The organism is Dactylosporangium sp. NPDC000244 (assembly GCF_040300725.1).
GTDB lineage: Bacteria > Actinomycetota > Actinomycetes > Mycobacteriales > Micromonosporaceae > Dactylosporangium.
Map to the genome: position 1 here is coordinate 1 of NZ_JBEPEH010000078.1, position 14069 is coordinate 14069.

4 protein-coding genes are annotated in these 14069 nt (G+C 66.7%); 2 read left to right on the forward strand and 2 right to left on the reverse strand.

Translation table 11 applies throughout. The annotated features are described in order from the left end of the window. Positions 1-229 precede the first annotated feature (229 nt). Entirely contained in the window at positions 230-700 is a 471-nt protein-coding gene (locus tag ABT369_RS55965; protein ID WP_350626659.1) for an ISAs1 family transposase, read from the forward strand. A 245-nt stretch (positions 701-945) separates the two neighbouring features. Here ABT369_RS55965 and ABT369_RS55970 read toward each other — a convergent pair whose 3' ends face one another. Both ABT369_RS55970 and ABT369_RS55975 read right to left on the reverse strand, forming a co-directional pair. After that, complete coding sequence (locus ABT369_RS55970; RefSeq protein WP_350626616.1) at positions 946-1644, reverse strand: hypothetical protein; 699 nt, start codon at positions 1642-1644, stop codon at positions 946-948. Between the two features lie 42 nt (positions 1645-1686). After that, positions 1687-8592 carry an RHS repeat-associated core domain-containing protein gene (locus ABT369_RS55975; protein WP_350626618.1) on the reverse strand — a complete coding sequence of 2302 codons (6906 nt, stop codon included), beginning with the start codon at positions 8590-8592 and terminating at the stop codon, positions 1687-1689. Between the two features lie 297 nt (positions 8593-8889). On the opposite strand from ABT369_RS55975, the gene ABT369_RS55980 reads away from it, so the two are divergent. Further along, positions 8890-13809 (forward strand): LamG-like jellyroll fold domain-containing protein, encoded by a 4920-nt coding sequence (locus ABT369_RS55980; protein ID WP_350626620.1) that lies wholly within the window; start codon positions 8890-8892, stop codon positions 13807-13809. The last annotated feature ends 260 nt before the right edge of the window (positions 13810-14069 follow it).

The window sequence follows — 14069 nt, forward strand, 5'->3', positions numbered from 1 at the left end:
GTCACCACCATGCCCAGCCCATCCGCGCCGCCCACGAGAAGATCAACCAGCTGCCAAACAGCCTTGATCAACAGCTAACGAAAGACCGAGGTTAGCGGTGCGCGTCGAACGTGGTGGCCGCCCGCCGCGGCTGCCGCGCCGGCGCCGGCCGTCCTGCTGATCGATGCGCTCCGGGATGGTGTGACCGATCCCGCGCCGGCACCAGCTCAAACGACTGCCCTGGGCCCAGATCCCGGTCGGGAACCGCACCCGCGACACCGGTCACGGCCGCCGCGAGACCCGCACCGTCAAAGCCGTCACGCTCCACACCCCGGGCGGCATCAGCTTCCCCCACGCTCAGCAGGCCATCCGGATCACCAGAACCCGCACCACTAACGGCAAGACCAGCCGCGAAACCGCCTACCTGACCGTGAGCCTGGCCGCCGGCCACGCCCAGCCCAGCGACCTGCAGGACTGGATCCGACGCCACTGGCACATCGAGAACCGCGTCCACCACGTGCGCGATGTGACGTTCCGTGAAGACCTCCACCAAGCCCGGACCGGCACCGGGCCCGCTGTCATAGCCACCCTGCGCAACACCACAATCGGCTACCACCGGACCAACAACGCACCCAACATCGCCCGAGCGACCATACACGCCAACCGCCGATCACACGACCTCATCACCGCCGTGAACAGCAGCTACACGACTACGCAATGACCCTGCGTTAGAGCCACCCCGGTCTTGTTGGTAAGGCATTCCGGCTTCGCGTAATATACCGATCCACCAGGATTTGCCGTACTGTTGGTCCGAAAGATATAAAGTCCGCGAACTGGATCGCGCTAGGCCTCGCCGGACTCGTTAAGTAGCGGCGTACCCGGCGTCATGGTCTGCCAACTTGTCCGCACCCTCCGGCGTTCGGGAATCCATCCCCTCCCGCCGCCACCCAACAGCACCTATAAAATTCATTCCTCACGGGGAACGAAGTAAACCCTCCATTTCGGATCATTTCGGCGAAACGCCAGGAATACATCAACGCAGAGCTGCAGATCGGTCACCTGAAATTTCTGGACAGCAGTGGTGTCGCTTTCCCTGACCTCCAGGGAGAGCACTCCATCCGACATCCCAGCATTCACACCTAAACCTACCTGAACGAAGCGCGCGCCAAGGTCTAGCGTTACAAACCAATCTTCGTTCGAAACAGATCGGACCACTTTCATGATGGTAGCGTCCGTCGGCCTGCATACTACAGTTCCATCCGAACAGATGAGCTCGCCTTCATCCCCCCCACTACCACCGCCTGGGCGATATAGCTTCCCACTCTGAGGGTCATAGAAAACAATATTTGAATCGGAACACAGCTCTTTCAACACATTCAATGCATGTACAGCGATCGACCGAGAAAACGTCATCACTACAAAGTCGTCCCCGACGGCCGGTGGAGTTGCCCAAAAGCCCCCTCCCTCTCCAGCAGACAACCGGCCAAGCATGTCTTCAACCCGAGCGACAAGACCAAGCATCCGTTCGCCAGGTACCGGCCTCTCTCCGGCAGCACCGAGAGGTGCTGAAAATAATTCAGCCAGATCCTCATCGCGTTGATCAGCCTCTTCGAGTGTTGTCGGTGGATTATTGGAAGCGTCCCAGACAATTAAGTCGAAACTCATGAATACACCTTGAAAGTATTTGAGCGCAACCAGGGGGCGACATTAGCCGACCCAGACATTAAGGGTTCCCTCGATTGTAAGGCCACCATTATTTCCCCGACTCACCGCAGAATTGCCCGGAGTGTTCAGCCATGCGTCCGCTTGGGGCTGATTACCTCTCAACCTGAAGGCACCGCCCTTTGTCTCCACACCATACCACGTGCCATCGAGCTTTACGGCGCCATCATATTCCCGCTCTACTAGTTCGCCGTTTTCACCAATGGGAACATCTACAGTTACCGCACCCCTCCTGACCTCGAAGCCTTCCGTTTCGAGCATGTCGAGCGACAATTTCTCGTCGTTCGCGCCGACCCGCGATGGAGTACCATCGCTTTTCTGGAATTCTCCTCTAGCATTTCTACATTGCTCGTTATGCACGAGCACGGGGGTCTTACCAGCGATCACATAGTAGGTGTGGGTGGTGGAGACGGTGAGATTGTACATGGTGGCGATGCCATCAAAGTTTACGACCCCATCGACGTGCATTGCGGCAGGCGCTGCTGTTCGGAACGCGTCGGCGGAGTGCAGCACCTCCCCGGGTTTGAGCTCGCTCGCCGGAATCCATCGGTGCCGCGAGTCGCTCCAGAACAGGTGCTCCTGGGTTGTGTGCACGACTGCGACAGTCGGACCGTCGCCACTCACGGTAAGGTCGGTGAGGGCTGTGTCAGTATTGCGATGCAGGGCAGTGACGACATGGGTTGATGTGACGCCAGTCGAGGGGTCAGAGGTCAGTACTCGATCGCCAACCTCAACCTTGGATATCGCCTTCGTCGAACCATCGGCCATAGCGACGCGGGTATCCGCGGAGAATGAGTTGCCAGTGCAGGTGAGACGGTTCTCTGTCTGCTCGGCTGCTACGTCCGCCTCGACTGCGGCAGCTTCGGTGTCCAGGATGGCGCTGGTGCCGGCCAGGCCGCCGAACTCCAGGAAGGCGGCGCCGGTTCCGCCGTAGGCGGCGAAGTCGTAGACGCCGGCGACGCACTCGACGATCATCGGGCCGCAGATCAGGGCGCCAATCACCAGCAGCGGGCGCCAGTCGCCCTTGTCGAACGGGTCGTGGCCGCAGGCCTCGTAGGTCTGGCCCCAGACCTGGACGCACATGGCCATCCAGTTGTCCGGGCTGTGCTGGGCGCAGCGCATGGCGTCGGCGTTGGTGAAGCTCTCGCCCGTCATGTCGCAGCCCTTGTCGGCCAGCCACGTCTTGAGTTCTTTGGGCGACATGTTCTTCAGCGACCCTGAGTTGGTGCTCTTGCTCAGCCAAGGCAGTTGCGGGTTCGTTTTGGGCTGCGACTCGCCGGTTCGGTTGCCGCCCGGGCCGTCCTTGTCCTTGACCCCGCTGCTCAGGCCGGGATTCTGGCCGTAGCCGGGACAACGGTCGGCCGGGCACAGGCCCGATGGGTCGCTGAAGGTGACCGGGTTGTTCGACGCGTACGAGTAGCCGTCGAACGACTGGGGGTCGCTCGCGTTCAGGACCGGGTCGACGCTGGCGAAGCGGCCGGTGATCGGGTCGTAGTAGCGGGCGCCGACCGAGGTCAGGCCCGTCGAGGCGTCGGCCGGCTTGTTCAGGAAGCCGTGGTTGTCCGGGGCGGTGACGGCGCCGCCGCGGGGGGCGCCGTAGGGGGTGCTCTGGCGCCAGGACGGGACCGAGGCGGTGTAGTTGAGGTAGACCGCTGGGGTGCCGTGCAGGTCGCTTAGCTGGAAGGTGACCGCGGTGGCAGCGGTGCCGGTGCGCACCGCCGTTCCACCGCCGGGCAGGGCGTAGTAGCGGGTGCCGGTCACGGTGCCGCTGCCCGTGTTGAGGGTGAGCTGCTGGCCGGGCAGGTACAGCACGGTGGTACCGGGATCCTTCTGCAGCAGCAGGGAGCCGTCGGCGTCGTAGACGAACTGGCTGGTGCCCGCGGTGCCGCCGCTGACCTGGGTCAGGTGGCCCGCGTTGTTCCACGTCAGGGTCTGGTTGCCCTCGGCGGCGTTGCGGGTCGTGATGTTGCCGGTGGCGTCGTAGCCGTAGGACGTGGTGCCTGTCGAGGCACCGGACTTCGCGGTGCCGCTGAGGGTGTGCGGCTGGGTGGTGTTGTATGTGTAGGCCGTGGTCACGTCGGCCGCGGCGGTGGCGCCGTATTGCGTCTGCTGGGTCCGGCGCCCGAGCAGGTCGATGTTCCAGGCCGTCCAGTAGGTGCTGGTGCTGCCGAGGTTGTCGCCGACGGTGCCGCGGCTGGCCGAGGTCGGTGTGACGGCACAGTTGTCGTTGGCGGTCCAGGCGTTGGTGAGCCGGTCTAGGGCGTCGTAGCCGAAGCACTGGGTCTCGCTGAGGCTGCTCGTGTCCGAGCGGGTGCCGACCTGCTTCGTGATGTTGCCGGCGAGATCGTAGGTGTACGCCTGCTCGTCGACGTTCGCGGGTGTGCCCGTCTGGCGGGTGGCGAGCTGATCGACGATCCGGCCGGTGTGTGGGTCGTAGGTGGTGGTGAGGTACGACTGGTTCGGCGCTGCCCCGAACGTGCCCTGGGTCGGCCGGCCCCAGGCGTCGTAGGCGGTGCTTTGCTCGTATCCGGTCAGGCCGGTCAGGCCGTTGGGCAGGCCGTTGGTGGTGTAGGTGTGCACCACCGTCTCGGCGGGCAGCGCGCTCGTGGCCGAGCCGGGCAGGACGTCTTTGAGGGGCAGGCCTAGGTTTGTGGTGTAGAAGTGGCCGTAGATGTAGTCGCCGCCGAGTGCGCCCTCGGCCGTAGGGATCGTCACCTTGGTGCCCAGGGACTCGCCGAAGACGTTGAAGTCCTTCTGCTGGGTAACGTAGGCGTTGCCGCCGGCGTAGCTCGTCTGGGTTGTGAGGTGGCCGATGGCGTGGGTTACCCCGGCGACGGTGTTGGCGTTGTCGTACACCCATGCGGCGGTCTGGTTCGTCGGCGACTGGCTTGCGGTCGCTGCGTCGAACTGTGCGGTCTTGCGGTTGAGGGCGTCGTAGGTGTACGAGGTCGTCGCGTTTCGGCTGTCCTTCGACTCGATGAGGTTGCCGTTGGCATCGTAGGACGACGTGGAGGAGCCGGCGTCGGGGTCGGTCGTGGCGGTGCGCCGGCCGAGGATGTCGAACGTCGAGATCCAGGCGTTGCCGGCCGAGTCGGTCGTGCGGTTGAGGTTGGCGCGGCTGTCGTAGCCGTACGTGGTGGCGGTCTTGGTGCCGCCGGTGACCGTCCAGATGCCGGTGAAGGTGTTCGCCGGGGTGTGCAGGGTCGGCGGGGACGTGTACTGGTCGAGCTCCGTGCTGCGCCCTGCCGTGTCCAGGACGCTCGCGGTGATGACGCCCCCGGTTGGGGGGATCACCGTGGTGCGGTCGCCGTTGCGGACCGTGGTGGTGGTGGAGGTCACGACGCCGTTCTTGAGCTTCGTGTCGACGACCGGGCGGCCTAGGCCGTCGTAGGTGTATTGGTCCTGGTTGTTTACCTTGGCGCCGAGCGACGTGGCCGAGGCGATCGCGGTGCCTGGTGCGTTCGCCGCGTCGTACCAGGCGTTGTAGGTTGCCTTGATCCAGCCTCGGGAGTCGTAGATCGTGTCGGAGATGACCCGGCCGGTACCGGCGGCCGCGGTGGCCTGCTGCTGGCGCACGCGCAGCTGGGCGTCGTAGATCACGACCGACGGCAGGTAGACGCCGGTTTCGGTCATGCGGTTGGTCGTGGCCGCGGTGGTGCCCGTGTTCGACAACTGGTAGGCGTACGTGTAGTTCGCGGCCAGGCTCGTGCTGCGGGAGTTGGTCCAGACTGCGGTGATGCGCCCCATCGGGTCGAAGCGCTGGGTCGTCACCACGGTGTTGGCGTCGGTGATAGTGAGGGTGACGGCGCGCGCGGGGTCGATCGTCGTGCTCGCGGACTGGCCGAGCGCGTTGGTCGTCGTGGTCCCGATCGTCAGGCCGACGGTGCTCATCGCATAGGCGGTGCCGGTCTGGTTGCCGTTGGCGTCCCAGGTCGTGATCGGGCGGCCGCGGGTGTCGTAGCTCGCGCGGCTCTGCGTGCGGTACGCCGTGGCGTCCACGGCCTGGCGCACCATCGTGCGTTCGCCCTTGGACGGGGCCGCGGCCTGCGGGAACGTCGTGGCGAACATGGGGTCGTCGTAGAAGGTGAGCGTGTCGGCGACGACGTCGCCAGGGCGGGTCACCGACGCCGGGGCCGTAAGCGCGTTGAGAGAGCCGGGCACCGAGGCTGGGTTGCCGGCGGTGAAGTGGTTGCAGGCTTTGCTGTCGGTCTCGGTCCGCGACACGAGCCCGACGAGGTTCTTGGTCGTATTCGCGGCGGCGTACGTCGTCGTGGTGCACCGATCGAAGGCGGTGTCCGCCGGAACGGTGTGGCCGTAGACGGCCGTCGGCAGCCCGGACACGGTGTCGTAGGTAGTGTCAGTTTCCGTATAGCGCCACACGGTGCTGCCCGTCGATGTCGTCGCCTGGCGGGCGAAGGTCTCGGCGACGGCGACGTAGTTCGCAGTCAGCGCGGGTAGCCCGGTGCGGCTGCGGGACGCGTTGGCGGCCGAGACCCAGTACGACGTGATCGTGGAGTTATCGATGCCGCCGCCCTCGCCGAGGTACGACGTGGTCTCCAGTGCGCTGCCGGCGAGCTGGTCGGTGTCGTCGTGCGTACCGCCCTGCGAGTCGGTGATGTTGAGCGCGGCGCCCCCGTTGTTGTGCGACATGCCCCGGTAGTAGGTCGTCTCCGACAGTGTGCGCGGGTCGTTTGTCGCGTCGCCGGTGAAGGTCTTCACGTCGCCATAGCCGCGGAACTGCCCGTAGGTGCGGTACTTGGACTGCACCACCTCGTTGTCGTCGTAGTGCCAGGCCGTGCCGCCAAGGTACTGGTAGCTCGTCGTCGTGGCCGGGGCGAGCCCGGTCGGATCGGTGATCGTGACCTTCGTGACGACGTACTTGTTGAACCAGTCCAGGAACGGGGCGCTGTATCCGTCTGGCGTCCAGTTCACCGGATAGCACGATGAGGTGTTGCTTGCCGGCGCGATGCTCACCGGCGCCGTGCATGGATCGGTCAGCGAGTAGGTGGCGGTGATGACGGCGCCGGTCTCCGTGGTGACCGACTGGACGCGGAAGCGGTCCAGCTCCGGGAAGCTCGCCGAGCTCACCCGGTTCGGCATCGAGATCGTCGGCGTGAACGTCACCGGCGGGTTCGTGATCGATGCGCCGGTGTTGATGTCGTAGCCGGTGCGGGTGATCGAGGAGAGCCAGAGCGCTGGCGAGGTCAGGTCGTGTGGGGCTGGGAGCGTCTGGCTCAGTGCGTACGAGTCGACGGTCTTATACGCGGATGCGGCCGGGGAGTACTGCCGTGTCTCGATCGAGGTGAGACGGACCGTGGAGAAGAACGACGGCGACCCGGCCTGGCAGGTGCTCGAGCCGGCCGCGCAGATGAAGTCGAACGGCACGTCAGGCCAGTTCGGCGCGTTGGCGGCGTTGAGCGGCTGGCAGGTGCCGGATAGGCAGCGGTCCCCGGTGTTGAACACGACCTGGTTCGGCACGGTCCCGTAGGCGTTGCCGTCGGTGAAGCCGTAGTCGATACGGGCGAGGTGGCTGTCACGGACGTAGGAGGTCTTCTTGGCGCCGTTGCGCTCGCCGTAGAAGTTGGTGTCCTGGTTGTAGAAGTAGGACATCGCGTTGCCGTGTACGTCGACGGCGTAGTCCAGGTGCCACTTGTACGCCATCGTGCAGACCGACAGCGTGTAGGTGGTGTTCCAGCACGGGTCGGTGTGGGTGGTGTCCGGAGCGTGGGCGGAGTAGACCGGTTCGGAGTCGACCGAGTTCGTGGCTGCGTTGCCGCTCGCCCAGCCGGGCAGGTGGTTGCGGCCGAAGGAGTACTGCGTGCCGTCACGGGTCGTGATGGTCCAGTAATCAGTGTTATACGTGCCGCTGCCGTTGCCCGAACCGGTCACGTGGGCGACGACCTCGCCCTTGTCGCTCTGCGGCTTCCACACCGATTTGGCCGCGTCCCACACCAGCGAGCCGGAGGTGCCGTTGAGCGAGAATGTCAGGATCGGCCCGGCGTAGCACATGTCGGCGGTGACGGTCGGCGGCGCGGAGCCCTCCGGTTTGTCCGAGCACGACACGAACGTCTGCTCGATGTACGAGTCCGGCGTCGTCCAGCCGTCGCCGGCCCACGACGACTGCGCAGCAGTCGCCGAGGTCTGTCCATCGACGGAGCTGGAGTTGTACGCCAGCGCCACGCTCGGCACCGGACCGGCGGCCGCACGCGGGACCACGATCGGGTTGCTGTACGTGAACGCGCCGGTGTTCGAGCCGCTCGTCCACGACCCCGACGGCTTGAGTCCGGTCGCCGCGTAGTTGCCGGCCGCGCCGCCCTCCTGCCCCGGGTCGGTGCTCGACAACGCCGCCAGCACGACGTCCTTGGACTGTGCCGGGACCGTCGCCGTTACCGTATGCGCCGAGCGGCTGTTCGTCGACTTGAGCGGCGTCGCAGTTCGGCACTCGGCCCGCTGGGGATCGCTCAGCGCACATGGGGGAAGCTGCACCATCCGCAGGCGGGAGCCATAGTTGCCGCCGTAGGCCTGCGCGAATGAGCCGTAGTCCAGACTGACCTGGGTATCGCCCGTCGCCGGCGCCACCGACAGCAGCACGCCGTCGATGCCGGCCGCGAGTGCCTTGTCATGGCCCAGCACCTTCACCCGCCCGTTCAGCGCGGACTCGGCCGGCCACGCCGTGGCCGTGGCCCGATACGGCGTCGAGGTGTCCTTCGGCGGTGCGAATCTTGATGCCGCTTTTGTCACATGCTGCACCGACGGCGAGGCCGGCACCGCCGGCGCCTGCCTCGGCGGCAACGCCCACGCGGGCACCGGAACGACATTCAGCGTCGTAGCGAGCAGCAGGGCGGCCGAGAAGGCGGCCAGTCGGCCTCGAACACGTGACAACGAAGCCACAGAGCTGTCCCCCGATTCAGGATCCGACGTGGATCGCAAGGAGCCTCCGGCCTTGCATCCAAGATCGTCAAGGCCCAAAGACTGTCTATCTGTCCGAATCGTCATCGAATGACGATTGCGTTGTGACATTCATCTCCGTCGAAATCTGTACAGTGTCGATAGACGCTTTCCGGTGGCCGGATCAGACCCGACGCATGTGGTGTTGCCAGGACCTTCGACTGCGGTACGGTGCGCCCACCACGGGGGCAGTGGATGCTTCCGTGCGTTCACTGTCTACAAAGGAGCGTGCTTGTGCGCGTGCCCCGCCCTGCGCGGCGGACAGTCTGGCTCTCGAGCCTGCTGACCGCAGCCGCCGTCACCTGCGTCGCCGTGCAGCCTGCGGTCGCCGCACCACAGCAGCCGGCCGTGCCGGCCCAGGTCACCGCCGACCGGCCGCTGACCGAGTCCGAGGCCATCGCCAAGGCTCGCACCACCGGGGCACCGGTGCCCGTCGAGGGCGCGACGACCCCCACCGACACCCTGACCGCCAATCCCGACGGGTCGCTGACGCTGACCACCGCCGCTCAGCCCGTCCGCAAGCACGTCGGCACCGCCTGGGTGGGGCTCGACCCGACCCTGCACGCCAACGCCGACGGCACCGTCGCCCCGGCCGTGACCACGAGCCCCGTGAGCTTCTCCGGCGGCGGGACCGCGCCCATCGCCTCACTGCGCAGCAACGGCGCCGGCCTCCAGCTCACCGCCCCGATGACGTTGCCGAAGCCGACGCTGTCCGGCAACCGGGCCACCTACACCGGGGTCCTTCCGGATGTTGACCTGGTCGTCACCGCCGACACCCAAGGGGGCTTCTCCCAGGTCTTTGTCGTGCACACCGCGGCTGCGGCGACCAACCCGCAGCTGCAGACGCTGACTATGGCGACGCAGGCCACGGGCGCAACGATCAGTGCCGACGGGAACGGGAACCTCACCGCCGCCGACCCGCACGGTCGGCCCGTCTTCGCCGCGCCCACGCCGACCATGTGGGACTCCTCGGGCGCACCGGCCAAGGCTCTGCGCGTGAGCGTCGACGGCGGGGAGTTATCCCTGTCGCCGGACGCGGCCATGATGCAGGCAAGCGGGACGAAATTCCCCGTCTTCATCGACCCCACGTGGACGCCCGTGAACCAGGGCAAGTCCGCTTGGGCCACGATCACGAAGAACTTCCCGAGCACCTTCTACTACAACAAGACCCCCGACCCGAACGGGCGTATGCAGGTCGGCAATTCCGGCAGCGGCGGCATCTGGTCGCACACCCTGCTGAACTTCTCGATCCCGAGCGCGCTGGCCGGGGCGACGATCAACGAGGCGAAGCTGACCGCGACGGAGGAGTGGTCGTACTCATGCTCGGCCCGCTACGTTGACGTCTATGCGCCGTCCACGACGCTGAGTAGCTCCAACGCGAAGTGGGACAGCTGGTCCGGCGTCAGCCTCGGCTCGGCCGTCGACTCGCAGAACGTCGCCCACGGGTACAACAGCAGCTGCCCCGCGGCCAGCGTCGGCTTCAACGTCCTGTCCACGGTGCAGGCGGACGTGTCGGGAGGCAAGGGCACGCAGACCTTCGTGCTCACCGGGCGCAACGAGGCCACGGACGTGAACGCCTACAAGGAGTTCAACGCCTCCTCCCCGCAACTGTCCATTACGTACAACCACGCGCCGTCCAAGCCGGTCGGCCTGTTCACGTCGCCGTCGACCGACTGTATGGCGTCGAACCCGACGATCGTCGGCGACGCGGACGTCAGCCTCTTCGCTCCCGTGCGCGACCCCGACGGTGGCCAGCTCAGCGTAGCGATCGACGTATGGAAGACGGGCACCAGCCCGCACCAGGTCGTCAAGTCCACCGGCACGAACCCGCTTACGCCTGCCTCCGGCTCGAACGCGAATCTCATCGTCGACGAGAACACGCTCAAGACGAACTCCCCAGGCGGCGTGACGCAGTTCTCGTGGCAGGTGAAGGCGAACGACGGCATAGCCGACAGCCCGTTGTCGGACGTATGCACCTTCGCCTTCGACCCGACCCGGCCGGGTGCCCCCACCGTCAAGGTGCCGAACGGCGGCACCCAGGGGCAGAACGTCAGCGTCTCCGTGACACCCGGCCCGGGGACGCTGCCGACCGCATACACCTACCAGCTCAACGGCCGCCCGCCAGTCACCGTGGCCGCCAGTAACATCGACGGCGGCGCAACGTTCAGCATCAAACCGAACCGGTTCGCCAACACGATCGCCGTCACCGCGATGAGCGCCGGCGGCAACTTCGGAGACACCGGCTCGCGGCCGTTCACCGCTGTGACCGCTGCCGTGCAGGGCGACCACGACCTCGACGGCGACGGGCGGCCGGACCTGCTGGCCGTCGGCGGCGCCAACGGCCTGCCGGCCGGGCTATGGCAGGCACGCGGCACCGCCGGGGTACACCTCAACGCGGCCATGACCGACGCGGGCGTCAACGGCACCGGCGTGGTCCCGAACCACCTCGCGACCAACCTGACCGCCCCGACGCAGTACACCGGAAGCCAGGTCATCACCGGGCACTTCACCGGCGGCAGCCAGCAGGACATCCTCGTCTACTACCCCGGCGGCGACCAGATCGGAACCGCAGTCATCATCACCGGATCCGGCGACGGCTCGGCGCTACAACTGGAGAACGGCGCGAGCGTCCTATCCGCCGGCACCATAACCGACACCGCCGGCGTGGCTCCGGCGCAGCTCGTCAACGCCGGCAACGCCGCATCCTCCGGATTCCTCTATCCGGACCTGCTCGGCGTCACCGCCGACGGCAGCGCGCTGAACTACTTCCCGAACTCCAACGGCACCGGCGGCTACGCGATGACCTACGGGCTGAGCCGGGCCACCCCCGACGGCAGCGCGTGGGGCGGCTGGACGCTGGCGAGCAACCAAAGCAGCTCCGGCGCGACCAACCTGCTGCTGTGGAAAAAGTCCACGGGTGCTCTGTACCTCTGGACCGGCATCACCGTCGACTACGGCGCCGGGACACTCGCGTTCGCACAGCAATACAGTCTGGGCATCTGGAACGCGGCAAAGACCCTCACCCTGCAGCTACAGCTCCAGGACGTCAACGGCGACGGCACCCCGGACGTACGCACTGTCGAGGACACCCGCACTGGGCGCACGTACCCAATCACCATCAGCGGCGGCACCGCGACCATCAGCACCACCCCGGCCGCCGACTCGCTGCTCGCCGTGAGTCACGACTGGCCGCTCAACGAAGGCACGGGCGAGGTCACCGACATGGCCGGCTCGCTGACCGGCACCGGCGCGGCCTGGCACCGCGGCGACCTGTTCAGCCCGGACCTCGCCCTCGACGGCACCGGAGGCGTGGTGACAATCGCCGCGCCCGGCGGCGCGGTCGACCCGGCGAGCAGCTTCAGCATCAGCGCCTGGGTCAAACCCGCCGACTACCGCGGGACGGTCTTCGCCCAGAACGGCACGAGCAACGCGACCGTCCGGCTCTACGCCGACCGGGGCACGCACCACTGGAGCATGGCGATGTCCAGCAGCACCACCACCGCAGCCTACGACACGGTCTCGTCGGCTGACGCGATTCAGCTCGGCGTCTGGGTGCACCTGACCGGCGTGTTCGACGTGGCGACGCACAAGATGAGCCTCTACATCGGGGCCGCATCGACCCCGCCTATAGCGCACACGACGACCGTCGCCACGACCGGCGGCGTCTCGATCGGCGACACGCAGGCCGGCGGCCTCCGCGACGACGTCTTCAACGGCCAAATCTCCTCGGTGCAGACCTACGCGGTCGCACTGTCGCACGCCGACGCGGTGACCCTCTCCGGCGACGGCGACAACATCCTGATGCAGTCCGAGGACCTGGTATACCCGAGCGGCACGACGCTGCGTACCCGCGCGGGGACGCTAACGTTCAGTAACGGGCTGCTGACCGTGACCGAGACTGGCACCGGGGTACTCGCCAAGACCTACGGAACGGCCGGCTACCCCGGTGCGGTCCTGACGATGCAGTACGACGGCAACCTCGTCATCTACCCCACCGCAGCCAAGACCGCCGGCTCCGCGCTGTGGGCAAGCGCCACCAGCGGCAGCCACGGCAACGTGTTCGTACTCCAGACCGACGGAAACTTCGTCTGCTACACCCCCGCCAACGGCGTATGCTGGTCCTCCGGCACGGCCAACGCCGGCGACCCGCCGGCGCCGACCTACCCACGCACGGGCGGGCCAGCCGTCTACACACCGCTGCGCGGCCGGGTAGAGATCTACTACCGCTCAACGGGCAACGCGCTGGCGCAGGGCTGGTCGAGCCTCGGCACGCAGACGGGCTCCGCGACCGGCGGGCCGACCGGGACAGTGACCGACGGGACCCCGGTGGCGATCTATAACCCGGTCAACAACGCCACCGAGGTCTACTACAACTCCAGCGGGCACCTGACCGAGTCCTATCAAAGCGCGGACGGCATCTGGCACAACATCGGCACGATCGGCGGCTCGTCGATGTCCGGATCGCCGGCGGTGCTGTTCAACCCGGTGAACAATGCAATGGAGGTGTACTACAACGACGGCGGCCAGCTCCGCGAAGTGTGGTGGACGCAGGCGACCGCCTGGACCGCCCTCGCCCTGGGCGGCACGATCACCGGCTCGCCGTCGGCGATGTTCAACGCCTTCAACAATCACGCCGAGGTGTACTTCAACTCGGGCGGCACGCTCAGCGAGCAGTACTGGGTCCAAGGCACGGGCTGGACCGCGGTAAGCCTTGGCGCCGCGATGGGCGGGTCGCCCTCGGCGCTGTTCAATCCGACGAACAACAACGGCGAGGTGTACTACGCCACCTCAGCCGGGCAGCTGACGCAGAAGTACTGGAACGCGTCCACGAGCTGGTCGGCGCCGCAGAGCCTGGGCGCCACCGTGAGTCAGGGCGCCCCCGCCGCGTACTACGACCCGGCAGCGCACGCGGTGGAGGTCTACTGCAACTCCGGTGGCAACCTCACCGAAAAATACACCTCGACGTCGGGCTGGCAGGGGCCGACGAACCTGGGCGGCACCAGCGCCAACGACCACATGGCCGGGGGTGCGATGCCGGTCTACAACTTCGTCAGCGGCCGGACCGAGGTCTACCTGAGCACTTCCGGGACGCTCGCGAAGTACACCAACAGCGGCAGCGGCTGGTCGACCCTCACCTCCATGGGGGGAACTGTCCTGTAGCCACGGTCGAAGATTCCACTGGGCGCACCCGCCGGCCACCCGGCCGGCGGGCGCACCCCTCTCGTCATTGGTCTGCCCTTGGGCGGCCACTGGCGGGGCATGATGGCAGGGTGCTGGTCGAGGTTGAGAAGGTCCGCAAGTTGGCGTGGAGTCCTTTCCCCGTTGCTCAGGTCGTGACCCCTGTCGGCCGGACCGCGGTGTCGTGCTGGGGCGCGCCGGATGCCGCCCTTGGGCGCCACCATGTCGAGTGGACGATCATC